Source organism: Vreelandella sp. L-15 (genome assembly GCF_056857635.1).
Map to the genome: position 1 here is coordinate 60,392 of NZ_JBSXNN010000105.1, position 25,266 is coordinate 85,657.

The following is a 25,266-nucleotide window of genomic DNA, read 5'->3' on the forward strand; positions in this document are numbered from 1 at the left end:
TGTTTGCCACTGGTGACCTGCCCAGCGGCGCACGACCGATTTTGACGACTTCCTCGAGGCATCATGAGCGATTTTTCTCCCGGCCAGCGCTGGATTAGCGACGGCGAGGCTGAGCTTGGACTCGGCACCGTGCTTAACTGCGACGCCCGTAGCGTTACCATCTTGTTCAGTGCCAGCCAGGAAACCCGCACCTACAACACCCGTCAAGCACCGCTCACCCGCGTCATGTTCGGCAGCGGCGACCGCGTGCTCTCTGCCGACGGCTGGCAGATGATCGTTGATGACAGCAAAGAGACCCGCGGCCTGATCACCTACATTGGTGAAGATAGCGAAGGCAACCCGCGCGAACTGCCTGAGGCGAAGCTGGCCGACACCATGCAGTTTGACCAAGCCCGTGACCGCCTGCTGACCGGTCAGGTAGACCGTAACGACTGGTTTGATCTGCGCTTTCGTACGTTGCACCACTATCAGCGCATTGAGCAGCACAGCGCGCTGGGCTTTGCTGGGCCGCGTATTGATCTCATTCCCCACCAGCTCTATATCGCCGACGAAGTGGCCGGACGCCATGCGCCGCGGGTACTGCTGGCCGACGAGGTAGGCCTGGGCAAAACCATTGAGGCGGGCTTGATTCTCCACCGCCTGCTGCTGGCAGGCCGGGTAGAGCGCGCGCTGATTCTGGTGCCCGACAGCCTGACCCACCAGTGGCTGGTAGAGCTGCTGCGCCGTTTCTCACTAAACGTGACACTGCTGGACGAGCACCAGAGCCAAGCCCACGGCAGCACCAACCCGTTCGAGAGCGCCCAGCTCGTGCTGGCCAGCCAAGGCTGGCTGTTCGCCAACATTCATCGCCAGGACCAAGCCCTGGCCAGCCGCTTCGACCTGCTGATTGTCGATGAAGCGCATCACCTGGACTGGAGCCCAGAAAGCAGCGGCCCCGGCTACCAGTGCGTGGAACAGCTCGCCTCTGAGATCCCGGGCTTGCTGCTGCTCACCGCCACGCCAGAACAGATGGGGCTGGAGAGCCACTTCGCGCGCCTGCGCCTGCTGGATGCCGAGCGCTACCACGATATCGAGCGCTTCAAAGAGGAGGAGCAGCACTACGTGGCGGTGGCCGAGGCCATCGATGCTCTCGAGGAACTGCCCCAGACCGCGAGCGCCCGTGAACGCGTCGCCGCCGTAGCCGACGACCGAGATAGCCAAGCGCTGCTCGCCACGCTGTGCCACCCAGAGGCAAGCCCTGAGCAGCAGGACGCCGCCCGCGCCCAGCTGCGCGATGCGCTGTTAGACCGCCATGGCACCGGCCGCGTGATGTTCCGCAACAGCCGCCGTCACGTAGGCGGCTTCCCCGAGCGACGCCTGCATCAGGCATCACTGGAACTGCCGTCGGCTTACCGCCGCGTGCTGCGCCGCCTGGAGCGCGACGACGACTACCTGGACGAGCTGCTGATCGAAACCGGCATGGACCACCCGGATGTACTGATCTACCCGGACGCCATGTACCGCGAGTTAAGCAACGATCCGCTGAACACCGAGTCCTGGTGGCATATCGACCCACGCGTCAACTGGCTGCTGGAAAAACTCAGCGACGACAGTGAATCCGGCTTTGCCAACGACAAAGTGCTGGTGATTGCCCACCATCGCGAAACCGCCGAAGGGCTCGCGGAGGGCCTGCGGGTCTTGGGCGGCTACCATGCGCCGGTCTTCCACGAAGGCCTGTCACTGATAGAGCGCGACCGGGCCGCCGCCGCGTTTGCCGATGAAGAGGATGGCTGCCAGGTGTTGGTGTGTTCTGAGATTGGCTCCGAAGGGCGTAACTTCCAATTCTGCCGCCACCTGGTGATGTTTGACATGCCGCAGCATCCCGACCAGCTAGAGCAGCGCATTGGCCGTCTGGATCGGATCGGCCAGCGCCATGCCATCGAGCTGCACGTGCCCAACTTCACCGGCAGCCCCGGCGAGCGCTTGCTGCGCTGGTACCACGAAGGCATGGACGCGTTCAGCGCGCCCCATGGGGTGGGCAGCGACCTGTTCGATGCCTTTGGCGATGCCCTGGCCGATGCGCTGCTCGACGATGAAGCGCTCGACGAGATTATCGAAGAGACGCGCGAGATGTTCACTGCCAAGCTCGCCGAGCGGGATGCGGGTCGCAACCGCCTGCTGGAGCTTAATGCTTGCCGCCCAGCACGAGCACAGCAGGTGATTGAGGCGGTACGCGAGCTGGACGAGGACCCGGCACTGCCCCGCTACGTGGAGCGCGCGCTGGATATCTTCGGCGTCGATAGCCAGGAGATCGGCAATGGCCTGCTCTACCTTCAGCCCAGCCAGCACATGCTGGATGGCCTGCCGGGGCTGGTCAAAGGCGAAGAGGGCTTTTCCGCCACCTATAGCCGCGCTCAGGCGCTGGCACGGGATGATGTTCAGCGGCTCTCCTGGGAGCACCCGCTGCTGCGCGAAATGATGGGCCGCATTCTCGACGGCACCATGGGCAACACGGCGCTGGCGCTGCTGCGCCACCCAGCGATCCCCAGCGGGCGCTTAATGGCGGAACTGGTGTTCCGCACCCACTGCCCGGCACCCAAATCGCTGCACCTGAACCGCTTTTTGCCACCCACCGCCGTGCGGGTACTGTTGGATGAATCAGGGGCTAACCTGACCAGCAAGATCTCCTTCACCGGGCTGGGCAAAAATCTGCAGAAGGTGAACAAGTCGCTGGCGCGGGACTTGATCAAAAGCCGCCATGACCAGTTACGCGAACTCCTCACCCAAGGGGAAGGCGAAGCCGAACGGGAGCTGCCGAGCATTGTTGAGGCCGCTGAAACCCGTATGCGTGCCCAACTGGATGCCGAACTGGCCCGCCTGACGGCGCTGGCAGAGCACAATCCGGCAGTACGCAGCGAAGAGCTGGAAGCGCTGAAACAGGAGCGCCAAGCACTGAGCAACGCGATTGAGAATACCCGCCTGCGGCTTGACTCCGTACGGGTCATTATCACCGTCGACCCGAACGCTTAAACCAGGCAAGTACCCGCTGGTGGCGCTATAAAATTGCCGCCAGCGCTTGCTTCAGCGTCGGGTATTGGAAATGAAAGCCTGCCTCGCTCAAGCGCGCCGGGCGCATATCCGCACCGGTAAGCAGCAGTTGTGACATCTCCCCAAAGCCCGCTTTCAGCACAAAAGCGGGCACCGGAAACATGGCCGGACGATGCAGCTGCTTGGCCAGCGCTTGGGTGAATTCGGCGTTGGTCACCGGATGCGGTGCGCTGCCGTTAAAGGCACCTGACAAGGTCGGCTCGTTGATCAGAAACATAATCGCCGCTACCAAGTCATCCCGGTGAATCCAGGGCATGAACTGTGTGCCATCGCCAAATCGCCCGCCTAATCCCAGCTTGAACGGTGGCAGCATTTTCTGCAGCGTACCGCCTCCCGCCTCTAGCACTAAGCCAATCCGTAAAACTGCTAGCCTAACCCCCATGGCTTCAATCGGTTTTGCCGCGGCTTCCCATTGGGCGCAGAGCCGATGGGCGAACTCATCATGAGGGGACGTGGATTCATCCACCACTTTGCTGCCCTGATCACCGTAATAGCCCATGGCCGAACCGCTCACCATCACTTTCGGTAAGGGCTGACCATTGGCCGCCAGCTGCTCACAGAGCGCAATCAGCTGCTGAGTACTTTCCACCCGTGAACGAATCAGCCGCTCTTTCTGCTCGGCGCTCCAGCGCTTTGCCGCGATGGACTCCCCCGCTAGGTTTACCAACGCATCCGGCGGTGTATCCACAAAGGCTTGGGCACTATCACGGATATCGCATGCCTTGGGTAGTTTTCCCCGCACGTCGTGGGGCGTGCGAGATACCACCTGTACATCGTGCCCCTGGGCAATGAGCTGTTGGCAGAGCCGTTGGCCTACAAAGCCGCTTCCCCCGGTAATTAATACCCGCATGGTGTCACTCCTTTGGCGTTGGACGTCACTTGCGCCAGCGTAGTCGCCACTACTGATCCATCAGATGGTTGATATCAAAAAGTGGTCACCGCACCGTCGCGCACGTTGCATAGCGCTTAATTGTACAATATTTATACATAACTGCTACAATAAATTTAGTTGAGCACTACCTTACTCGCGAGGATTTATGGCTGAACCGGCAAGTGTAACCTTCACTCCCTCCACCGCGCCCACCTTTGCGAGCAAAGTTGCCGACTGAACAGTATGGCCACTTCGATCATGTGGTGATCAGCGCGCCGCCTCCCCAGGCAAAAGCGCTGCGGGCAGTCAGTCATTCTTATACAGCGAGCGCGGTTTATGGCTATACGGCGGCAGCTTTCGTGGCAGCCGCGTGGAGGATGCATGGCTCTCCGATGACGAGTTGGGAGAGGCATTATTAGGCCGGTCGGTCTAATGGAAGCTAACGCGAGGCTACACCCAAAGGGACACAGCAAAGGTTGTACCTAGTAGCCACAAGTTGTACAAAGGTGCCTATAATAGCGTGACCCTATCTAACCGATTAGGTGCTATTCAGCAAACCGCTACACGACTAAGTGGCCTAGCGCCGAACTGGCGCGACAACACGGCCACCGCAATTATTGACAGACCCCTGCAGCGCTTGTTGCAGGCAACCAAGAGGCAATGGCGCCCATGAGCAACAAGGCGACCCACCCACCCGATACCCCGCTCTATCCGATTCGGGAAGTTTCCCGCTTAACGGGTGTGAACTCGGTCACCCTGCGCGCCTGGGAGCGACGCTACGGATTAATTCGCCCACAGCGGACCCCTAAGGGTCACCGGCTCTATGCCCAGGACGATATCAGCCGTATTGAACGCATTCTCCAGTGGCTCAACCGAGGCGTGCCGGTCAGCCAGGTCGCCGACCTGCTTGACCAGCCCGAAACGGTAGAGGCCCCCGCCCCAGATGCCGGGGACTGGTCTAGCCAGCGCCAGCAGCTTCTGGCGGTCATTGAAGCCGTCGACCTTCCCAAGCTGGAAGCGCTCTACCATCAAAGCCTAGCGCTCTATCCGCTAAGCGTGGCGATTAACGAGCTGTGGCAGCCCGTCATTCTGACCCTAGAAGCTAAATGGGCGGCGCAGCCAGATGATTTGGTGCGCCGCACCTTTGAGGCCTTTTTGCGTAGTCAGGTGGGTACTCGCCTGCACTACGCCAACCAGGCAACCCGCGGCCCGCTGATTCTGCTCAGCGCCATGCCCGACGATCCTGGCCCGCTGTGGGTACTGATGAGTGCACTGATGGCCAGCGAGCAGGGCTACCGAGTCCAGCTGTTTGATCATTCGCTGGCACTCGAAGACCTTGCACAAGCGGTGTCTCGCCTGCACTCCTCAATGGTTCTGCTCTCTAGCGGCCAGCGGGAATGCGACAACTATATTCGCGTAGCGCTACCCAAAGCCGCTGAAGCGCTGGGCGTGCCTATCGGCGTATGCGGTGAAGTCGCGCGCCTGCGTGAGAACGATCTGCGCGATGGTCCTGTTCATATGCTGGGCGACGATCTACCCCAGGCGATCGCCCGGCTACGCCCTCTTCTGCGTGAATCAGGCATTCTTTAAGCGTACGAAAAGTCGCCACCCTAAGGACTTTGCATGAACCTGCAGCTTGTTTGGTTTCGCAGCGATCTACGTATTCATGACAATTCCGCACTCGCCGCCGCTGCCGCCAAAGGGCCGGTAGTGGCGGTTTTTTTGCGTAGCATTGAGCAGTGGCGTGACCACGGCCACGGCGCAAATAAGCTCGATTTCTGGGCGCGTGGTGTTAGCGCGCTTAAGGCCTCGCTCAATGGCTTGAATATTCCGCTGTTGCATCGCGATATTGGGCGTTTCGACGACGCCCCCAAGGCGCTTTTAGAGGTTGCCCGCGAACATGGCATCAAGCAGCTCCACTTCAATTATGAGTATCCGCTGAACGAGCAGCGCCGCGACCAGTCGGTACTGGAGGCTTTTCAGCAGGTCGGTATTACCGCCCAAGGCCATCACGACGCGGTGGCGTTTGCCCCCGGTACCTTGCTGACAGGCAAAGGCGACTACTACGGCGTCTTCACCCCGTTTTCAAAAGCGTGGCACAAGCAAGTTACCGCCGAGCAGTTAGCCCTGCGCGACACGCCCAGCGCGCAGTCACCGCTAGCCATTGACAGTGATCCATTACCAGCACTGCCAACGCTAGAGGATGAGCCGCTGGATGGGCGTCTCTGGCCTGCGGGTGAAAATGCTGCCAGCGATAACCTTGAGCGCTTTTTACGCTTTCGGGGGCGTCACTATAAAGATCAGCGTGACTTTCCTAAGGTGCGCGGCACGAGCGAGCTTTCGCCCTACTTAGCGCTGGGCGTTATTTCCCACCGCCAGTGCCTGCAAGCGGTCATGAGCGAAAATGGCGGGCACCTTGCCGATGGCGATGCAGGCCTTACCACCTGGGTAAACGAACTCATCTGGCGCGAGTTTTATCAGCATGTCGCGGTCGGCTTTCCTCAGGTATGCCGCTACCAGCCGTTTCAAGCGCACACCAAGCAGTTGCAATGGCGGGATGACGACGAAGGGTTTGCCGCCTGGTGCGAAGGCCGCACCGGTTATCCGATTGTGGATGCCGCCATGCGCCAGCTAGTGACGACCGGCTGGATGCACAATCGTCTGCGAATGATTACGGCCATGTTTCTCAGCAAGCATCTGCTGATTGACTGGCGGCGGGGCGAAGCCTTTTTTATGCGCCACTTGGTCGATGGCGAGTTTTGCGCCAATAACGGCGGCTGGCAGTGGGCAGCCTCAACGGGTACCGATGCGGCACCTTACTTCCGCATTTTCAACCCCACGACCCAATCCACGCGCTTCGACCCAGGCGGCGAATTTATTGCTCAGTGGCTACCCGAGCTCAAGACGTTGCCTGCCAAAGCGCGCCATGCGCCGCCTCAGGACATGCTCAACCCGATTGACTACCCAGCGCCCATCGTTGACCACAAAGCGGCTCGCCAGCGGGCGCTGGATGCCTTCAAAGCGCTCTCCAAATAACGTTAACCTCAGCACCTCTCCATAGCGGCGTCCCGCCGCTATTTTAGGCGGTGCAGCGCTAGCAAACGTTAGCTTGGCACCGTGGCTACTTCCAGCACAGGCCGTCATCTGGGCAGCGCTCTGCTGGGGCATCAGCCGTTACATTCAGCGTTTAGCCGCTAGCGATTAATTAATATGCGCCTTCTGCCTGCGTTAGCGGTGCCCAGCGCTGCTCAAGCTCGGCGGCGGGCATCGGTTTAGCAAAGTAAAATCCTTGTACCAGGGTGCAGCCTGCTTCTACCAGGAACTGACACTGGGCCTGGGTTTCGACTCCTTCGGCGATCACTTCCAGCCCCATGCCTTTTGCCATGGCCAGTACCGCTGTAACAATCGCGGCATCTGCTTGGTCGTTGGGCAACTCGCTAATAAAAGCGCGATCTAATTTAATTTTATCTACTGGTAGCCGCTTCAAATATCCCAGCGACGAGTAGCCGGTGCCAAAGTCGTCAATAGCGATTGAGTAGCCAAGCTCTCTTAGTGCCTGCAGACGTGGCCCCATGTCCCCTGCTCGTTCGTCTAGTAACACCGATTCGGTCAGCTCCAAACCAAGTTGTGACGGCTCTAACTGGTAACGCTCAAGACAGGTGGCAAGCTGGGTTTCTAGATCGCCCTGAAAGAGCTGAAGGGCAGAGATATTGACCCAAACAGTGGTCTTCGGCATGCCGCTATTTTGCCAATGCGCTTGCTGAGCACAGGCCTTTTCGATCACCCAACTGCCTAACTCTGCCATCAAGCCGTGACGCTCGGCCAGGGGAATAAACTCTCCCGGCGATATCATGCCACCTTTGGGGTGACGCCAGCGCAGCAGTGCTTCCATACCTACCAACTCACCGCTACCGGGATGGTGTTGGGTTTGGTAGTGAAGCTCTAACTGGTCACCGGAGATCAGCGCGGCACGCAGGTCGCTGACTAATGCTAATTGGGGATTATCCTGTTTATCCAGCGCGGGGCAAAACCGCAGGCTGTGGTTGCGACCCAGCCGCTTGGCGCTGTAAAGCGCTGACTCTAAACGCTGAAACAGCACGCTGGAATCTTGACCATCTTCCGGCGCACGGCAGCTACCAATGGTGAGGCCTAATCGTAGCGACTGTTCATTAATCTCGAAGGGGCGGCACATATGGTCGCGCAGATTCCCTAGCCACTTGTCGTGGTCATCAAAGGTGGTGGTGCGAATCACCATAAACTCATCACCACCCAGCCGCCCCACTACGCTTCCCGCCATATAGCTGGTGAGCCGCTGGGCAAATCGAGCCAGCAGCCGGTCGCCCTGCTCAACGCCTAAGCTATCGTTAACCGACTTAAGTCCGTCAATATCAATCAACGCCATATCCAAGCTTTCACCTGCACGCAGGTGGCGCAGCCTGGACGCCATTAAGTCATGCAAGCGACGCCGGTTAGGTAGGCCTGTTAGCGGGTCTTCATAGCCGATACGCCTTAAATCGTTCTCACGAGCTTTTTGTGCCGAAATATCGGAGAACCAGCTGATAAAGTGGGTGATTTTGCCTCGCTTGTCGGTGACGGCACGCACTTTGAGCCATTCAGGGTACTCATCGCCATGTTTGCGACGGTTCCACATTTCGCCTTCCCAGCGCCCAGTGGCTTTTAGGGTGCTCCAAAAGTTTTCATAAAACGCTTTGTCATGGCGCTGAGCCGCCAGGGTGTCTAGTTTTCGGCCTATCATCTCTTGGCTTTCATAACCGGTAATTTCGGTAAACGCCGGATTCACCGCTAGCACACGGTTTTGGACATCACTAATGACCACCGCATCACCAGACAACCCCAACGCATCCTGTGAAAGGCGCAGGCGCAGACGCTGCTGACGCACTTGGTTCCAAGCATCCCACAAGCCTAAAGTAACGAAGCTAGCCGCGACCATACGCAGCGCCGCACCGGGGATCCACACGCAGGCAGGTAGCGCCATCAGCGCCACCCATACCAACGGGCGATTAAGAGAGACAGGCAGCCACATGGCGATTCTTGTTGTCCTGATCAGTCACTAACAAAAACAAACGATGACGACATCATGCCGTCTCACTAAAATCTTGGATAGAGCATATTACGTCAATACACCGTTTATTGGGCGAATTCACTAATCCGAACAACACAATAAGGCAACCTGGATTATCGACAACCCATTAAAAAGTGTTAGAACGTTACGATAAGCCGCTCGCGACGTGCATTCAGCGGTTTCGGGAAGTAGACTAGGCGCAACAATCATCTTCATACTCGGAACGACTCAGTGACCAAGCAACATTCCTTTGATCGCGAAGAACTGCTGGCCTGCTCGCGCGGCGAACTATTTGGCCCCGGCAATGCACAGTTGCCAGCTCCTAACATGCTGATGCTTGATCGCATTAAGCACATTCACGAAGAGGGCGGTGAGCATGGCAAGGGCGAACTGATCGCCGAGCTGGATATCGCACCTGATCTGTGGTTTTTTGATTGCCACTTCCCAGGAGATCCAGTGATGCCCGGCTGCTTAGGGCTTGATGCGATGTGGCAGCTGGTGGGCTTCTATCTGGGATGGCTTGGCCATCCTGGCCGTGGCCGTGCGCTAGGCTGTGGCGAAGTGAAGTTCAGCGGCCAAATTTTGCCCGATGCACAAAAAGTGACGTATCGCATTAATATGAAGCGCGTCATCACTCGTCGGCTTATCCTAGGCATTGCTAACGGCACCGTGTCCGTTGACGGACGCGACATCTACCAGGCTAATGACCTGCGCGTTGGCCTATTCACCTCCACTGCGAATTTCTAACAGGAGGCTCCCATGCGACGAGTGGTAGTCACCGGCCTTGGCATCGTGTCGTGCTTAGGCAACGACCAGCAACAGGTCCTAGACGCGCTCAAAAACGGGCGCAGCGGTATTCGTTTTAAGGAAGAGTACGCTGAGCGTGGCTTCCGTAGCCATGTAGCAGGCAGCGTTGATATCGACTTGGACGCGTTAATCGACCGCAAACTGCGCCGCTTTATGGGCGACGCAGCAGCCTATGCGTATGTCTCCATGGCTCAAGCAGTCGAAGACGCCGGGCTAACTGAAGCCCAGGTTTCTGACGTGCGTACGGGGCTGATTGCAGGCTCGGGGGGGGCATCAAGCGCCAACCAAGTTGAAGCTGCCGACGCCATGCGCGAGAAAGGCCTGCGCCGCGTAGGCCCCTACCGTGTTACCCGCACCATGGGCAGCACAGTGTCTGCGTGCTTGGCAACGCCGTTTAAAATCAAAGGTGTGAATTACTCAATCTCTTCCGCCTGCGCAACCTCAGCTCACTGTATCGGCAATGCCATGGAGCAGATCCAGCTAGGCAAGCAGGACGTCGTCTTTGCTGGCGGTGGCGAAGAGGAGCACTGGACGCTGTCGTGTCTGTTCGACGCCATGGGTGCTCTCTCTACGCACTATAACGACACGCCTGACAAGGCTTCTCGCCCCTACGACCAGGCGCGCGACGGCTTTGTGATCGCTGGCGGCGGCGGCATGCTGGTGCTTGAAGAGCTGGAGCATGCCAAAGCTCGTGGCGCGAAGATTTACGGCGAGCTGGTGGGCTATGGCGCAACGTCTGATGGCTACGACATGGTGGCTCCCTCTGGCGAAGGTGCTACACGCTGTATGCAGCAAGCGATGGCGACCGTGCAGGGCGATATCGACTATATCAATACCCACGGCACCTCTACGCCGGTTGGTGATATGGCTGAGTTGAAGGCCATCCGCAATGTGTTTGGCAACTCAACGCCTGCTATGAGCTCGACCAAGTCGCTAACGGGCCACTCCCTAGGAGCAACAGGCGTACAAGAAGCCATCTACTCACTGTTGATGATGCAGCACAATTTTGTAGCTGCCTCGGCAAACGTTGATCAGCTGGATGAGCAGGCCGATGGCTTCGATATTGTGACCCAGCGTCGCGATAACGTCACCATCGACCGCGTGCTGTCTAATAGCTTTGGCTTTGGCGGTACGAACGCTTGCTTAGTCTTCCAGCGCTATAACGGTTGATCAGCACTTAAGCAGCATAAAAACGGCGCCTTTCGAGGCGCCGTTTTGCGTTATAAAACGATTAGCGAGACGCTGGCCGTGGCACCTCTGAAATTTCCTGTAGCTGACCCTCTATCCAAGCCTCTACATCTTCCAAGACTTCATCGGGCGTACGCCCGGAGGTCTCAATGGGCTCTCCAATGCGCACCCGCAGTACACCCGGGCGCTTGACCCAGTGACGACCAGGCCAGCGCTCACCGGCATTGTGAGCGACGGGAAGCACCGGCACACCGGCTCGGCAAGCAACGACACTACCGCTTTTGTTATAGCGCTTGCGCACGCCAGGATCTACCCGCGTGCCCTCTGGGAAAATCAGGACAGACAGGCCAGTGCCCAGGCGTTCGACGCCCTGCGTCAGCACCTGTTTCATGGCTCGCGCGGGCTTGGAGCGATCCAAACTGATCGGGCGTAGCAAGCGCAGCCCCCACCCAAAAACGGGAATGCGCAGCAGCTCGCGCTTGAGCACGGTGCACACCGGCGGCTTCATCACCTGCAGAAAGAGCGTCTCCCACTCACACTGGTGATTGGCTTGAATGACGCAGGGCCCTGACGGGATATTTTCCCGCCCCTGAATCTCATAGCGCACACCGCAGGCAATGCGGAACCACACCATCAAGAAGTAGTTGTAGAGATTCAACAGCCGATAGCGAGCCGCCAGTGGCAGAAACGGTGCGATGGGTAAAAAAAGCACCCCAATGAGCAGCATGGCAGTGAAATAACCTAAATAAAACAGCAGGCTGCGACCCACATTGATCAAACTGACTCTCCTGTCCCAACGTCATCACGCTGCTGGTCACGGGTTAAGCACCACGCATCTAGCATGCGTCCCACTTCCAGCCGCCAAGGTTTTTGATGCACACCAAAAACATCCAACACTCGACGGCAGTTTAATACCCGACGCAGCTTGGCGTCGTGATGATGATTAAGGGCCTGTATCTCCCCTAAATCAATATGTTCGCCACGCCCTTCTAGGTGAGTGGCCAGCTGAGTACGCACCATTGATGTAAAAGTGAACGCACTGACCGGCTCAGTGCCCGCCAAATGATAGGCTCCCCAGGCGTCAGCGCCGCAGGCCTGCTGCTGTAGCATGCCAATCAACGCCATGGCGACCGCGTCGGCAGAGGTGGGGCAAAACACTACGTCCTCTGCTGCGCGCACCGTCTGCCCCGTGATAAAGCTGTCGATAATTTCACTTAGCCAGGCGTGGCTACCTTCCAACGCAAACAGCGGCCCTAAGCGCACAATCAGATGGCGATGGTATTCGGCACGGATACGATCGCCTGTTTGCACCAATCGACGCAAACACTCATCACGTGGGGCAGGCACGACATGCTCATCAATCGGGATATCAAATCCCTCTTCATAAAGCTGATCCGAGACACACCACACCAGCGCCACGTCTTGGGCTTGGCAGGCATCCACACAGCGATCAACAGCATCCGCATGGGCTTTCACCTCGGCGGGCGTCATGCTCAGCGGGTGCGCCAGCGGGGGAATGAGCACCGCATCGGGCGCTATCGCCTGTAGCTGACTCGGCGAAACAGCAAGGCCTTGCTCAATGACTAGCTCGGTATCCGCGCGCCGGCTCGCTTCACGGGCTAGCGCTAAACTTAAGCAGTGCCCGGCATCTAGTATCAGCAGCTTCAAGACAGCCTCTCCCCCTCAACCCAAAACCGTGGCGGCAACTGCGCCACGCATCGACGAACGTGTGTAAGGTACTTTTTAGAACGGAATTTCGTCGTCGAAATCATCAAAATTACCCGGATCGGGGGCGCCATAGCTGTTGTTTTGGTTATTCGGTGCCGGCTGCTGCTGCGGCGCGGGCTGTCCACCTCGCTGAGGGGCCCCACCCTGAGGCGGGTAGCCGCCCTGCTGGGGCAGGTTTTGGCCATAGTTCTGTTGAGGAGGCGCTTGCTGAGCCGGGGCCTGCTGAGCGTAGCCACCCTGCGGGGCACCACCGCCCTGGAAGTCGCCGCCACGGCTATCCAGCATTTGCATATCGTTAGCCACGATCTCCGTGCTGTAACGATCTTGACCGTTCTGGTCCTGCCATTTGCGCGTTTGCAGGCGGCCCTCAATATACACTTTTGAGCCTTTTTTAAGGTACTGCTGGGCGATTTCAGCGGTTTTGTTGAATAGCACCACGCGATGCCACTCGGTGCGCTCCTGGCGCTGGCCACTTTGGCGATCCATCCAGGTATCGGAAGTGGCTAGGTTTAAGTTTGCTACCGCTGTGCCAGAAGGGGTGAATCGCACTTCAGGATCTTGGCCCAGGTTGCCAATCAAAATAACTTTGTTAATACCGCGCGCCATGAGGTCGCTCCTTTACGTAATCGGACAAATAACTGAGTAGGTCGCTACCTGCTGTTTTTAGCAGGTGAGCGCTCATTCTTTAGGGTCGCGGCGGTGGAATCAGTTTTGCCAGCGCCGCTTGATCGAGTTCTTTGCGGTTTACCTTCAAATACATGAGGCGCTCCTCCGGCACGACCATCACATCTTCCACACCAACCACGTCGGCAAGATGCTCCATCAATAAGTTGATCGCATCAGGCTGCGTATCGTGTAACGCCACCACCTCGCTGGAGAGCGGCGGAGGAGAAGGCATCCGCCACATGGCTACCCACCACGCCAGCGCTAGCACCGCGCAACCAATAAATACCGCGTTAAGCCCCCAGGTATTCGCCAGCAAGCCGCCCAACGTGCCACCTAAAAAAGCGCCGAGAAACTGGCTGGTGGAATACACCCCCATTGCGGTGCCCTTAGCACCCGCTGGGGCCAACTTGCTAAGCATGGAAGGCAGCGTTGCCTCCAGCAAATTAAAGCCGGTAAAGAAAACAAACAGCCAAACAAACAGCCAATGCCCCTGGGAAAGCGACAACCCTAGGCTGGCTAGGCTGGCAGCGATGGCTCCAATCGCCAATAGGCACATCAGCCTCATACGCTGGCGCTTTTCCGCTATGATCACCAGCGGCACCATCGCCACAAAAGAGAGTGCCATAATGCCTAGGTAGGCTAATCCATGGTACTCCACTGCTACCCCCGCATTGAGTAAGCGGAAGGGGATAGCCACAAAGATTGCCATGAGGACAAGATGCAGCGCAAAAATCGATAGATCAAGCCGCCACAAATCCGGCCGGGTAATCACACTTTTAAACTGCTTCCGGTCCAGCCCTACGTCACGGTGGCGTAACCGGCGCGGCGCAGGCGGCACCCAGCGCCAAAGGACTAACAGTCCCACCAATGTTAGGAGTGCGGTAAACCAAAACACCCCAGAGAGCCCCGCCCAGGAGGCTAACCAAGGACCAAGCACCATGGCAATGGCAAACGATACGCCGATCGAAAGGCCAATGGTGGCCATGGCCGCCGTGCGTACCTGCTCGCGGGTTTGATCTGCCAATAGAGCCATTATGGCGGCCGCCACGGCACCGCCCCCCTGAAGGGCGCGACCTAAAATTACCCCGCCAATGCTATCTGCCATGGCCGCTACCACGCTGCCAAAAGCAAAAATCAGCAGCCCCATCGCAATGACACGCTTACGACCAATGCGGTCAGAGAGCAAACCAAACGGGATTTGCAGCGTCGCCTGGGTTAAGCCATAAATGCCTAACGCCACGCCAACCAGTAGCGGCGTAGCGCCTGTCAACGTGTCGGCATAAAGCGCGAGCACCGGCAGAACCATGAACAGTCCCAGCATACGAGACGCATAAAGGCCGGCCAAGCCGCTGATTGCACGGCGTTCAGCGGCCAGCAGCAGTGCGGAAACCTTGCGCATAGTGCCCTTGTGTATGGTGGATGGGCCAGAACGGCCTGAGGTAACCCCCCATTCTAGCGCTTTGTCATCACGCTGGAAACGCCAAGCGCGGTGACGCAGGCAGAGACAGTTTTGCCGGGAAGGGGACAGCAATCGTATAATTACGCTTTTGCCACGCGATTCGAGGTGTTGATGGACAGCATTCTGGTCAGGGGTGCCCGCACCCACAACCTCAAGCAGATCGATGTGGAGCTGCCTCGCGACAAGCTTATCGTCATTACCGGGCTTTCCGGTTCCGGTAAGTCATCGCTGGCGTTTGACACGCTCTATGCCGAGGGGCAGCGTCGCTACGTGGAGTCGCTCTCTACCTATGCACGCCAATTCCTCTCGATGATGGAGAAGCCCGATGTGGACCACATCGAAGGTCTCTCTCCTGCGATCTCTATTGAGCAGAAATCCACCTCCCACAACCCGCGCTCAACCGTGGGCACTATCACCGAAATCTACGACTACCTGCGTCTGCTGTTTGCCCGCGCAGGCACGCCCCGTTGCCCAGAGCACGGTGAAGACTTAGAAGCCCAGACCATTTCGCAGATGGTCGATCAGGTAATGAACCTCGCCGAGGGCACCAAGCTAATGCTGCTGGCCCCTATGGTGAAGGGCCGCAAAGGCGAGCATTTACAATTGCTCAGCGAGCTGCGTGCCCAGGGGTTCGTGCGGGTGCAGATCGACGGTCAAGTGCTCGAACTCGACGACATCGCACCATTGGATAAGCGTAAAAAACACGATATCAGCGTGGTAGTGGACCGCTTTAAAGTGCGCGACGATATCGCCCAGCGCTTAGCGGAATCGTTTGAGACCGCGCTAAACCTGGCCGACGGCACGGCGATGATTCACTTTATGGATGGCGAGCAGGAAGACCTCGCCTTCTCCTCGCGCTTTGCCTGCCCGGTATGTGGCTACTCGCTCTCAGAGCTTGAGCCGCGCATGTTCTCTTTTAACAACCCTGCGGGCGCCTGCCCTACCTGTGATGGCCTCGGCGTTCAGCAGTACTTTGACCCAGATAAGCTGATTAGCCATCCAGAGCTTTCCCTCGCAGAAGGCGTCATTAAAGGCTGGGATCGGCGCAACATTTACTATTTCACCCAGTTGCAGGCACTCGCCAAGCACTACCGCTTCGAGCTGGAAACCCCCTGGCAGGAGCTGGCTCGCCACGAGCGTGAGATCATCCTCAACGGTAGCGGCAATGAGCAAATTCCGTTCGTGTACGTGGGGGATCGCGGCCGCAAAGTCACCCGGGAGCATGCCTTTGAAGGCGTGCTGCCCAACATGCAGCGCCGCTATCGGGAAACCGAATCCAACATGGTGCGTGATGATCTCGCCAAGTATATCGCCGTGCAGCCGTGTACCACCTGCGGCGGCTCGCGGCTGCGCAAAGAGTCGCGCCATGTGTACGTGGATGACCACAACATTGCGGATATCGTTCACCTGCCGATTGGCGACGCGTGGCGCTACTTTGCCGAGCTGGCCCTGCCGGGGCGTAAAGGCGAAATTGCCGACAAGATCGTCAACGAGATTCACGCGCGCCTAGAGTTCCTGGTCAACGTGGGCCTGGACTACCTGAACCTAGAGCGCAGCGCCGACACCCTCTCCGGCGGCGAAGCCCAGCGTATCCGTCTGGCTAGCCAAATCGGCGCGGGGCTGGTGGGCGTCATGTACATTCTGGACGAGCCCTCTATCGGCCTGCATCAGCGGGACAATGACCGCCTGTTGAAAACCCTGGAGCGACTGCGCGACCTGGGCAATACCGTGATTGTGGTCGAACACGACGAAGACGCCATTCGCGCGGCGGACCATGTGCTGGATATCGGCCCCGGCGCCGGTGTTCATGGCGGTGAAATCGTCGCCCAAGGCACGCCCCAGCAAGTGATGGATAACCCCAACTCGCTCACCGGTCAGTATCTTTCCGGCACTCGTGAAATCGCCGTGCCGCCCTACCGTATTCCCAGCAATCCGGAAAAGCAGTTGGTCGTGCGCGGCGCGACAGGCAATAACCTGCAAAACGTCACGCTGAGCCTGCCTTTGGGGCTGTTTATTGCCGTGACGGGGGTTTCTGGCTCGGGTAAATCAACGCTGATTAACGGCACGCTGATGCCCATTGCCGCCCGTGAGCTTAACCGCGCCACCACCTTGACCCCAGCGCCCTATGAGAAGGTTGAAGGGCTTGATCAGCTCGATAAAGTGATCGATATCGACCAGAGCCCCATTGGCCGTACGCCGCGCTCTAACCCTGCGACGTACACCGGTATTTTCACGCCCATTCGCGAGCTATTTGCGGGTACCCAAGAGGCGCGCTCGCGGGGCTATAAGCCGGGCCGCTTCAGCTTTAACGTTAAGGGCGGGCGCTGTGAAGCGTGTCAGGGCGAGGGCATGATCAAGGTAGAGATGCACTTCCTGCCGGATATCTACGTACCCTGCGATGTATGTAAAGGTAAGCGTTACAACCGCGAAACGCTGGATATTCACTATAAAGGCAAGACCATCCACGAAGTGCTGGAAATGACCGTGGAAGACGCGCTGGCATTCTTCAGCCCGGTGCCCGCCATTGCCCGCCGCCTGCAAACGCTAATGGACGTAGGGCTCTCGTATATTCGCTTAGGGCAAAGCGCCACCACGTTATCCGGCGGTGAAGCACAGCGTGTCAAACTGGCCCGAGAGCTAGCTAAGCGCGACACCGGCAAAACGCTCTACATTTTGGATGAACCTACCACAGGCCTACATTTTGAAGATATTCGCCAGCTGCTGACCGTACTCCACCGACTGCGCGATCACGGCAATACGATTGTCGTGATTGAGCACAACTTGGATGTAATCAAAACCGCCGACTGGCTCATTGATCTTGGGCCGGAAGGTGGCTCTGGCGGCGGGCAAATTATTGCTGAGGGCACGCCCGAGCAGATTGCCAAGCAGAGCGTTTCGCATACCGGGCGCTTCCTGGCGCCACTACTGGAGCGGGCCAAACGCGCATCATCCACTTCCTAGCGCTTAGCTACCCGGTGCCCGAAGCCAATCACGATATTAGTGGCCAATTCCGCCTGCCGCTCTCCCAGGAGCAGCTGGCGGACATTCTAGGCTTAAGTCCAGTTGTCATTTTCAGCAATTAGTGCGACCCTCAGGGCGTAATATCGGGCTATTATGGTAGTCTATGCAGGATTGAATGCGACAGAATTAATAGCAATTGCTGCGACAGGCCACGTTTTATTCAACATTTGGTGCGACTGCTCATGCCACTGCCTACATCTGTTCGTAAAATCGGCCCTACCCGACGAAGTGTGTCTGGCTACTATGCCTTTCGCGGGGAGGAGTCTATTGCGTTCGAGTCGACGCTCGAACGTGATTTCCTCATAAAGGCTGACTTTGATGTGAGCGTCCTTGGTGTGATATCCCAGCCGTGCGAGATCTCGTTTCATCATCCAGTGACCGGTAGGCGTTACACCTACACGCCGGATTATTTAGTTTATTACCGTCTCGGTAACCGTCATTACAAGGACTACCCGAAACCTCTCCTGGTGGAAGTCAAACCACGGGAAAAGTGGCAAGCACATTGGCGTGAATGGTCGCCTAAATGGAAGGCGGCGATACGGCATGCCAACAATGAGGGCTGGGCGTTTCGCATTCATGATGAAAGCCGCATTCGTGATAAGACCTTGGACAACATTACCTTCCTAGCGCGCTACAAGCGGATGGTGTTTCCCTCTGTCGAAAGCCAGGCAGTCCTCAACACGGTGAGGGAAATGGGGGTGGCGACCTTGGATTACCTGCTTTCTCGGCACTTTATGGGCGATATTTACCGGGCAGAGGGGATTGCGCATTTATGGCATCTACTGGCGACTCGGCAGTTAGATTGCGATATGGCCCAATCCTTCAGTCCTCTATCGGAGGTATGGGTACCCGATTATGAATAACCATCGTGGCAGCGCAACTGAACCCAATAACGGCGTCGCCCAAACACGCCAACACTTGCAGATTATGGTGGGTGAGCAGGTTCAGAAAGATGGCACCGTTTACCGAATTTCCCAGGTGCTCGATTTTGAGACAGTCATTGGCATTGCCGTTGAGTCCGGGCGTAGTTGCCCGCTTCGCATCAAAGAACTAGCGCCTCTCAATAGCGGGTCCGTATCCCCTGAGCAGGATATGTCCGAGATTGGGGATGCCGATTGGCGGGAGGCCGAGCATCGCTTTTCCATCATTAAGCCCTTGGTGGATCGCCATACGGTGGGGCGGGATGCAGCGGAGGAGCGTGCGAAACAAACGGGGGTTGATACGGCTACGATCTACCGTTGGTTGAAGCGGTATAAAGCGACGGGCTCGGTGCTCGCATTGATTCCTCAAAAGCCAGGGTGGAAGAAGGGAAAGTCGCGTATTCCCGCGCATGCCGAGGCAGTGATTCAGGAAGTCATCAAAGAGGTGTATTTGACGCTGCAGCGTCCGTCCGCACAAAAAGCGGTACAGGAAGTCATGCGGCGCTGCCATGAACGGCGCATCGACCCGCCGAGCCCTGGTACCGTTCGTGCTCGTCTGCGTGATATCCCAGAGCGTGACCGGTTGCGTGGCCATGGTTTTAGAGACAAAGCCATTAACAAGTTCCAGCCGGCTGCCGGAAAATTTCCCAATGCGGACTATCCGTTAGCCGTTATGCAGATTGACCACACGCCTGCCGATATTATTTTGGTCGATGACGTGTATCGCAAGCCGATTGGTCGCCCATGGATTACGTTGGCCATGGACGTGTTTACTCGCATGGTCACGGGGTATTACTTGTCGTTTGACCCGCCCTCTGAAACATCTGTCGGCATGTGTGTGGCGCACTCCATGCTTCCTAAAGATGAGTGGTTGCTACTGCATAATGTGGAGGCTGAGTGGCCGGTATGGGGCACACCCGCCACGATTCATGTCGATAACGGCCCAGATTTTCGCTCTGAGACGTTTCGGCGCTCATGCCTAGCCTATGGGGTCAACCTTGAGTTTCGGCCTGTTAAGCAGCCTCGTTATGGTGGCCACATTGAGCGGGTACTGGGCTCTCTTCTAAAGGAAATCCATAACCTGCCTGGGACGACCTTCTCCTCCATTAAAGAGAAAGAGGGATACGATCCAGAGAAGCACGCGGCCATGACGAAAAGCGAGTTTGAAGAGTGGCTGGTGACGTTGATTTGCAAGGTTTACCACCAGCGCCTTCATTCTGGGATTGGTATGTCGCCGATGAAAAAGTGGGAAATTGGTGTGTTTGGCAATGCGGATGTGCAGGGAGTGGGATTAGCGCCGAGGCCTGCTGACAGGCTCTCTGTATTGCTCGATTTTTTGCCCAGCTTTCAGCGTACGATCCAGACCTTTGGTGTGACCATCGATGGCATAAACTATTACGATGAAGCGCTAAGACCTTGGATCAATGCCAAAGATCCAGACATGCCAGACAAGAAACGCACCTTTGTTTTCCGGCGCGACCCTCGCGACATTAGTGTCATTTGGTTCAAAGACCCGGAGCTCGGGCACTATTTTCGCGTGCCCTTTGCCAATCTTGCCCTCCCCTCGATGAGTGTTTGGGAGTATGCCCAAGCTAAAGCGCGCCTTCGGCAGGAAGGAAGAAACTCGGTCAATGAGACTGAAATTCTACGCGCTATTAGTGAGCTGCGAACCCATGTGGAGGAGTCGCAAGCACGTACTAAGCGAAGTCGCCGTCAGGCACAACGACGTAAAGAGCATGAGAAGAAGGTGACGCCTGCAGATCCCCTTTTACATGCGCCCTCAACTGCGGCCCCTAAAGAGACACCCGCTCAAGGGGACGGTCTTTTAACGGGTGATATCGATGTGAACTGGGACATAGCATGAGCACACACCTTCATCCTGATCTTCGTCACGTCTTGGGGCTGTCCGCTAAAGAGCGAATGGAGTTTATGGATCAACCGCGCTGGTTGGGCTATCCATTGGCCAATCGTGTCATTGAGGTCATGCGTGGGTTGATGGAGAAGCCCAGTCGTCCTCGTATGCCTAACCTCTTGCTCGTGGGTGACTCCAACAACGGAAAGACAACCATCGTTCAACGGTTTCGTAAGCAGTACGGTGAAGGCTACGTGAATGAAGACGTAGAGCCCGTGAAGCCTGTTGTTGTCACTCAGGCTCCCCCGAGTGCCGATGAGAAAAGTCTGTATATCGCAGTGCTAGAGAGTTTCTGGGCTCCCTACCAGCCTACAGATCCTGTTCCCAAGCTGCGCTACCAGGTGATTCATCAACTGCGTGCTTGCCATACGCGCTTACTGATCATCGATGAGTTTCACTCTCTGTTAACCGGTGGTGCTGTTAAGCAGCGCGAAACGATGAATGCCATTAAGCTTTTATGCAATGAGCTAATGATTCCCATCGTTGGTGTGGGGACGCAAGATGCTGTGCGTGTGCTGCATTCAGACCCACAGCATGCGAGTCGCTTTGATGTGGTCGCGTTACCAAAGTGGGAGCTCAATCAGGAGTTTCAGAAGCTGCTCGCTGGCTTTGAGAAGATATTACCTCTCAAACATCCTTCCCAACTGCATGAGCCCCAATTGGCGACCCAGCTCCACGCGATTTCTGGCGGTAATTTGGGTGACCTGCACCGGCTGCTGATTGAGTGTGCAAATGCCGCTATTTTGTCTGGAGCTGAGTGCATCGATGAGAAAATTATTCAGAGTAAATCATGGGTGCGGCCCACCCGTGGCATTAGGGAAGTGATGCTGTAATGACCTGGGCGCTGAGTGTGCCCCTGCTGCCTGAGGAGTCCCTTTCATCATGGCTCGTTCGGGCGGCGTTGCGACAGGGGTGTGATCCTTTGTCGCTCACCGGGGCTATTTGGCCAACATGGCGTATATGGACGAGGGACATTGATAGGGAAATACCCCTCGCAAGAATGCGCCCATTAGTGAATGCCTCGGGGATATCTTCCGCTAAGTTTCAGAAAGCGGGGATGCGGGACGATTGTGAGAAAGTGGTCGGTTACTCGTTACCGGAAACCCGGACTTGGCCCTGGTTGTTGGCACTCGGCAGCCGAAATCGAACCCGCCATGGAGGACAACAGGTATGCACGTTGTGCTTGGCAGAGGACTCAACCCCCTACTTGCGCCGGCACTGGCGATTCGCTTGGCACACTGGGTGCCGCTTTCATGGGGTGCAGCTGGTAGATGAGTGCCCAGCATGCAAGGCCCCTATAGAGCCCCATCGCCTGACAGCGGAAGATCAACATTTAGCTCAATGCAGCCGGTGTCATAACGATTTTAGAAAGGCGGTATGCACGTTGCCTTTACCTGAAGCGTTCAGTGTTCAAGTGATGGCTGATCGTGTGTTAGAACAGGATAAGGTGACGTTTAGGCAGGCCTCTATCGCACCCGCCGATTGGTTTTCTATGGTGGCCTTTTTTATTGGCGTTATACGGCGTGCAAGTCGGCGGCCTGTGTCACCCCTGGCCGATGCGCTTCTTTCATTGGGCATTTCGGTTACGGATTGCCGAATGCCTGTGTCTGGCCTGGCGTTTGAGCTGCTGGCTGTCAGCGAGCGTAGTGCCTTATTGGTAGCGTTGGAACGCTTGCTCAGTATGGGCCTTGAAGAAACGTTCAGCGTTCTGGTCGCGTGCAATGTCAAAACGAGCGCGCTTCATGATCCCCGAAGGTCGCCCCCCGTTGTGTTGTTGCCGCTGCTATCACGGTTATCTCACCACCCTCATGGGCCGCATCGCCGCCGTGTTCCCCCGGCTTGTCGCCCCATGTCGGAACGCGCTGTTAGAGCCTCATGGGCGCGTTTAAAACGCAGAATGAAAGCGGAGCCAACCTCTTGAATCAACACCAAACGGTCGACTGCGATGAGTGTGGCCGAGAAGTCTCCAAATTGTGGCGACGCCATAAAGGGCACGGCTACTGTTCAACTTGCTATGCTCGTGTGTTTAAGCGGCGGATGTGCCCACGATGTGGTGAGTTAGCCCGTCTGCCTAAGAATGACCCAGACGCCGTCTGTCGTCAGTGCAACGTTGACAAACCGTGTGCACGATGTGGAAAAGCCAGTTCAGACTACAACATCGGCAAGGTCACTCCCTACGGCCCTGTCTGTATCGCCTGCGCTCCCTATTTCAAAGAACCAGAGCCCTGCGAGGCGTGTGGGAAAGCATCTCAACGTCTTACCCGAGTGGCGCGTATGGGGCATGATCATCGCTTATGTCCACGCTGTTCGACAGCAGACCACGGTACCTGTTCTGCATGTCGTCGACATCGTTTATTGGTGGTGGCACCCAACGGGGATGCGTTGTGCAAAGCCTGTAATGAGCAAGGGGAAATTGCCTGCCCATCGTGTGGTAATCCCATGCCAGCGGGTCGAGGTGATGCCTGTGAGCCCTGCTATTGGACGCGAACATGCCGTAAACGCATCACCATTGGCCAAGCCGGTATCACTACCAAAGCGTTAAGTGAGGCCTTTGGGGAATTTGGTGAATGGCTGATTCGTATCACTGGGCCGCATAAGGCTGCCCTCAAGATCAATCATTTCTTCTCGTTCTTCCTTGAGCTCGACCAGGCATGGTCACGGATACCGAGCTATTCGGAGCTACTTCATCACTTCGGGGCGGAGGGCTTGCGGCGTGTGAGGCTTCCCATGCGATGGTTGCATGAAGAGCAAGGGGTAGAGCCGGATCACCAAGCAAAGCGGATCGACTCAGAGAAAAGACGTATTCAAGCGTGTCTCAGTTCTATGCCGTTCGCTTCGCTATCAGACCAAGTGCTGCAAGCCTATTGGCTGCAATTGGAAACCCGTATAGAGGCGGGCAAAACGTCCCACACCTCCGCACGACTTGCACTAAGAGCGGCAGCCGCATTGCTACTCGCTACTGACCGGGAGGGGCAGCGACTGCCTCAACAGGGCGATGTGGACAACTATTTGCATGCGGTGCCCGGACAAGCAGCCTCGGTCACGGGGTTTACTAATTTCTTAAATCGCCAACATGCCACCACGTTGGCTCCTCGGGTGGATGTAAAACGGGCAAGAAAGCGGCGAAAAGAAACACTAGCCCGCACCCTGATGACGATGGCCCGGTGTGCTGATCAAGGAGAGGCCTGGAGGGAGGCATGGATCGTTGCTGCCATGGAGTATTTCCATGACACAAAATTAACGCAGAAAATGCTTCGACAACAGACCGTAGAGCGGACGACAGACGGGATACAGGTGGTAGTGGGTGGCGTTACCTACTGGCTGCCTCTGGATATTGAGTGCTAAGACACTGATAGCGCGCAGTCACTTGGAGGGCCCCGCGACTCTGTAGGCGAATGTCGCCCCGCCGTTTGGACGGGGCTATGGCTCTCTACCTATATGCCAGGGCTCAACGGGGTGCCAAAAGGCGTGTCATGACCGTTGAGATGACGTCAAAACCAGGTCTTCATAAATGCCCTTGATAGCCTTCTCTTCTGGGCTGTGGCGCTGTGGCTCCTGTTCCTGCTTTGGATGTAGTGGGGTTATAAGCCCGTTAGAGAGTGACAGGACATCGCTGAGCTGCTCGTAATCGAGGTTTACGTTATCGACATTGTATTGGTTAAGGCGTGTCATGGTCTCTGTGAGTGCGGTCATACTGTGCTCTTCTTCTCCAAGCGGCGGAAAGGCTTGAATCAGCGGCTGACCGCCTTCCCAACCTATCTTGATCGGCTGATTGATGATGTTGACTTGGGTGCCGGGTGGAATGCGGTCAAATATAGATTCGATGTCTTTGGGTAACATGCGGATACAACCTCGGCTTGCGCGCATGCCAATGCCATCGGGCTGGTTGGTGCCGTGAATCAAATAGCCATCGAAGCCTAGGATGATGGCATGGTCTCCTAGCGGGTTATCGGGGCCGGGCGGTACAACGCTTGGTGCGGTTTCGCCGCGTGCTTCCGCTTCACGTTTTACCGACTCAGGCGGGTACCATGCGGGGTTTTTAATGTTCATGGTGGTCTCGGTCACACCAAGGGGTGTATCAAACCCTTCGCGACCGATGCCGATAGGATAGGTCTCAACGCGCGGTGTCTCACCGGTTTTGACATCTGGGTAGTAGTAAAGCCGCAGCTCGGCGATATTGATGACGACCCCAGTACGCTCGACATTCGGCAGGATGAAGCGTCCTGGAATGGTTACTTCAGTACCCACTCCGGGCACCCAAATACTGACCTCTGGGTTAGCACGTACAATCTCCTGGTAGCCAAGGTTGTGACGTCTGGCAATATCAATCAGAGTATCCTCGTAATTCTTCACGATGAAGGTGTCAGCCTCTCCGATAATATTGCCTTCCTCAGGTAGCGGGTAATGCCCCTTGGGCCATTCCGTCTCCTGGGCAGTGGAAGGTTGTGCCGCCATGGCGACAGGGAGCCATGCCAGAAACGAAACCATCACACTCACGATGAAGCCGATCTGCATTGGCCATGG

Annotated in this window: 18 protein-coding genes; 11 read left to right on the plus strand and 7 right to left on the minus strand. The window is 57.0% G+C overall.

Going from position 1 to position 25,266, the window contains the following annotated elements:
- Nucleotides 1-63 precede the first annotated feature (63 nt).
- Nucleotides 64-3,009: an RNA polymerase-associated protein RapA gene (rapA, locus tag AC13CY_RS17595; RefSeq protein ID WP_476294488.1), complete on the plus strand. Its 2,946-nt coding sequence runs from the start codon at nucleotides 64-66 to the stop codon at nucleotides 3,007-3,009.
- 25 nt (nucleotides 3,010-3,034) lie between these two features.
- On the opposite strand, the gene AC13CY_RS17600 is transcribed toward rapA, so the two are convergent.
- On the minus strand, nucleotides 3,035-3,937 hold the full coding sequence (locus AC13CY_RS17600; RefSeq protein ID WP_062373737.1) for a TIGR01777 family oxidoreductase: 903 nt from the start codon (nucleotides 3,935-3,937) through the stop codon (nucleotides 3,035-3,037).
- A 690-nt stretch (nucleotides 3,938-4,627) separates the two neighbouring features.
- Between AC13CY_RS17600 and AC13CY_RS17605 the strand changes: the two genes are divergently transcribed.
- Both AC13CY_RS17605 and phrB read left to right on the plus strand, forming a co-directional pair.
- On the plus strand, nucleotides 4,628-5,548 hold the full coding sequence (locus tag AC13CY_RS17605; protein WP_201786213.1) for a MerR family transcriptional regulator: 921 nt from the start codon (nucleotides 4,628-4,630) through the stop codon (nucleotides 5,546-5,548).
- Nucleotides 5,549-5,581: 33 nt separating this feature from the next.
- Entirely contained in the window at nucleotides 5,582-6,994 is a 1,413-nt protein-coding gene (gene phrB, locus AC13CY_RS17610; RefSeq protein WP_044630325.1) for a deoxyribodipyrimidine photo-lyase, read from the plus strand.
- A 169-nt stretch (nucleotides 6,995-7,163) separates the two neighbouring features.
- On the opposite strand, the gene AC13CY_RS17615 is transcribed toward phrB, so the two are convergent.
- Nucleotides 7,164-9,002 (minus strand): putative bifunctional diguanylate cyclase/phosphodiesterase, encoded by a 1,839-nt coding sequence (locus AC13CY_RS17615; protein ID WP_213262451.1) that lies wholly within the window; start codon nucleotides 9,000-9,002, stop codon nucleotides 7,164-7,166.
- A gap of 270 nt (nucleotides 9,003-9,272) precedes the next feature.
- On the opposite strand from AC13CY_RS17615, the gene fabA reads away from it, so the two are divergent.
- Nucleotides 9,273-9,788 (plus strand): 3-hydroxyacyl-[acyl-carrier-protein] dehydratase FabA, encoded by a 516-nt coding sequence (fabA, locus tag AC13CY_RS17620; protein ID WP_289136518.1) that lies wholly within the window; start codon nucleotides 9,273-9,275, stop codon nucleotides 9,786-9,788.
- A 12-nt stretch (nucleotides 9,789-9,800) separates the two neighbouring features.
- The gene (fabB, locus tag AC13CY_RS17625) at nucleotides 9,801-11,018 is read left to right on the plus strand and encodes a beta-ketoacyl-ACP synthase I (protein WP_289110571.1); all 1,218 of its coding nucleotides are present in this window, start codon (nucleotides 9,801-9,803) and stop codon (nucleotides 11,016-11,018) included.
- 61 nt (nucleotides 11,019-11,079) lie between these two features.
- Here fabB and AC13CY_RS17630 read toward each other — a convergent pair whose 3' ends face one another.
- The 4 genes from AC13CY_RS17630 to AC13CY_RS17645 all read right to left on the minus strand — a co-directional run bounded on the left by AC13CY_RS17630 (nucleotide 11,080) and on the right by AC13CY_RS17645 (nucleotide 14,829).
- Nucleotides 11,080-11,814, minus strand: coding sequence for a lysophospholipid acyltransferase family protein (locus AC13CY_RS17630; RefSeq protein WP_062360475.1), 735 nt, complete (start codon nucleotides 11,812-11,814; stop codon nucleotides 11,080-11,082).
- Complete coding sequence (locus AC13CY_RS17635) at nucleotides 11,811-12,704, minus strand: sugar nucleotide-binding protein (RefSeq protein ID WP_062360473.1); 894 nt, start codon at nucleotides 12,702-12,704, stop codon at nucleotides 11,811-11,813. The genes AC13CY_RS17630 and AC13CY_RS17635 overlap by 4 nt, the downstream gene beginning before the upstream one ends.
- 75 nt (nucleotides 12,705-12,779) lie before the next feature.
- Entirely contained in the window at nucleotides 12,780-13,370 is a 591-nt protein-coding gene (gene ssb, locus AC13CY_RS17640; protein WP_062360470.1) for a single-stranded DNA-binding protein, read from the minus strand.
- 79 nt (nucleotides 13,371-13,449) lie between these two features.
- Nucleotides 13,450-14,829 (minus strand): MFS transporter, encoded by a 1,380-nt coding sequence (locus AC13CY_RS17645; RefSeq protein ID WP_058579861.1) that lies wholly within the window; start codon nucleotides 14,827-14,829, stop codon nucleotides 13,450-13,452.
- Nucleotides 14,830-15,000: 171 nt separating this feature from the next.
- Here AC13CY_RS17645 and uvrA point away from each other — a divergent pair, with 171 nt between their 5' ends.
- From uvrA to AC13CY_RS17675, 6 genes are all read left to right on the plus strand, one after another.
- Nucleotides 15,001-17,850, plus strand: coding sequence for an excinuclease ABC subunit UvrA (uvrA, locus tag AC13CY_RS17650; RefSeq protein ID WP_044630317.1), 2,850 nt, complete (start codon nucleotides 15,001-15,003; stop codon nucleotides 17,848-17,850).
- A 242-nt stretch (nucleotides 17,851-18,092) separates the two neighbouring features.
- Complete coding sequence (locus AC13CY_RS17655) at nucleotides 18,093-18,773, plus strand: heteromeric transposase endonuclease subunit TnsA (protein ID WP_044630316.1); 681 nt, start codon at nucleotides 18,093-18,095, stop codon at nucleotides 18,771-18,773.
- Nucleotides 18,766-20,694, plus strand: a complete 1,929-nt coding sequence (locus AC13CY_RS17660) for a Mu transposase C-terminal domain-containing protein (RefSeq protein WP_016916422.1) — start codon at nucleotides 18,766-18,768, stop codon at nucleotides 20,692-20,694. Before AC13CY_RS17655 ends, AC13CY_RS17660 begins: the two co-directional genes overlap by 8 nt.
- The gene (locus tag AC13CY_RS17665; RefSeq protein ID WP_044630314.1) at nucleotides 20,691-21,575 is read left to right on the plus strand and encodes a TniB family NTP-binding protein; all 885 of its coding nucleotides are present in this window, start codon (nucleotides 20,691-20,693) and stop codon (nucleotides 21,573-21,575) included. The genes AC13CY_RS17660 and AC13CY_RS17665 overlap by 4 nt, the downstream gene beginning before the upstream one ends.
- Nucleotides 21,575-22,663, plus strand: coding sequence for a TniQ family protein (locus AC13CY_RS17670; protein ID WP_483052837.1), 1,089 nt, complete (start codon nucleotides 21,575-21,577; stop codon nucleotides 22,661-22,663). The genes AC13CY_RS17665 and AC13CY_RS17670 overlap by 1 nt, the downstream gene beginning before the upstream one ends.
- Before the next feature lie 806 nt (nucleotides 22,664-23,469).
- Nucleotides 23,470-24,087 carry a hypothetical protein gene (locus tag AC13CY_RS17675; protein ID WP_232068200.1) on the plus strand — a complete coding sequence of 206 codons (618 nt, stop codon included), beginning with the start codon at nucleotides 23,470-23,472 and terminating at the stop codon, nucleotides 24,085-24,087.
- A 126-nt stretch (nucleotides 24,088-24,213) separates the two neighbouring features.
- Here the strand turns inward: AC13CY_RS17675 and AC13CY_RS17680 are convergent, their stop codons facing one another.
- The gene (locus tag AC13CY_RS17680; protein ID WP_016916424.1) at nucleotides 24,214-25,257 is read right to left on the minus strand and encodes a L,D-transpeptidase family protein; all 1,044 of its coding nucleotides are present in this window, start codon (nucleotides 25,255-25,257) and stop codon (nucleotides 24,214-24,216) included.
- Nucleotides 25,258-25,266: the final 9 nt, after the last annotated feature.

Coding starts and splice junctions, on each gene's coding strand:
- rapA (WP_476294488.1), top strand. CDS start 64: ATGAGCGATTTTTCTCCCGGCCAGCGCTGGATTAGCGACGGCGAGGCT.
- AC13CY_RS17600 (WP_062373737.1), bottom strand. CDS start 3,937: ATGCGGGTATTAATTACCGGGGGAAGCGGCTTTGTAGGCCAACGGCTC.
- AC13CY_RS17605 (WP_201786213.1), top strand. CDS start 4,628: ATGAGCAACAAGGCGACCCACCCACCCGATACCCCGCTCTATCCGATT.
- phrB (WP_044630325.1), top strand. CDS start 5,582: ATGAACCTGCAGCTTGTTTGGTTTCGCAGCGATCTACGTATTCATGAC.
- AC13CY_RS17615 (WP_213262451.1), bottom strand. CDS start 9,002: ATGTGGCTGCCTGTCTCTCTTAATCGCCCGTTGGTATGGGTGGCGCTG.
- fabB (WP_289110571.1), top strand. CDS start 9,801: ATGCGACGAGTGGTAGTCACCGGCCTTGGCATCGTGTCGTGCTTAGGC.
- ssb (WP_062360470.1), bottom strand. CDS start 13,370: ATGGCGCGCGGTATTAACAAAGTTATTTTGATTGGCAACCTGGGCCAA.
- AC13CY_RS17645 (WP_058579861.1), bottom strand. CDS start 14,829: ATGCGCAAGGTTTCCGCACTGCTGCTGGCCGCTGAACGCCGTGCAATC.
- uvrA (WP_044630317.1), top strand. CDS start 15,001: ATGGACAGCATTCTGGTCAGGGGTGCCCGCACCCACAACCTCAAGCAG.
- AC13CY_RS17655 (WP_044630316.1), top strand. CDS start 18,093: ATGCCACTGCCTACATCTGTTCGTAAAATCGGCCCTACCCGACGAAGT.
- AC13CY_RS17660 (WP_016916422.1), top strand. CDS start 18,766: ATGAATAACCATCGTGGCAGCGCAACTGAACCCAATAACGGCGTCGCC.
- AC13CY_RS17665 (WP_044630314.1), top strand. CDS start 20,691: ATGAGCACACACCTTCATCCTGATCTTCGTCACGTCTTGGGGCTGTCC.
- AC13CY_RS17670 (WP_483052837.1), top strand. CDS start 21,575: ATGACCTGGGCGCTGAGTGTGCCCCTGCTGCCTGAGGAGTCCCTTTCA.
- AC13CY_RS17675 (WP_232068200.1), top strand. CDS start 23,470: ATGCGATGGTTGCATGAAGAGCAAGGGGTAGAGCCGGATCACCAAGCA.
- AC13CY_RS17680 (WP_016916424.1), bottom strand. CDS start 25,257: ATGCAGATCGGCTTCATCGTGAGTGTGATGGTTTCGTTTCTGGCATGG.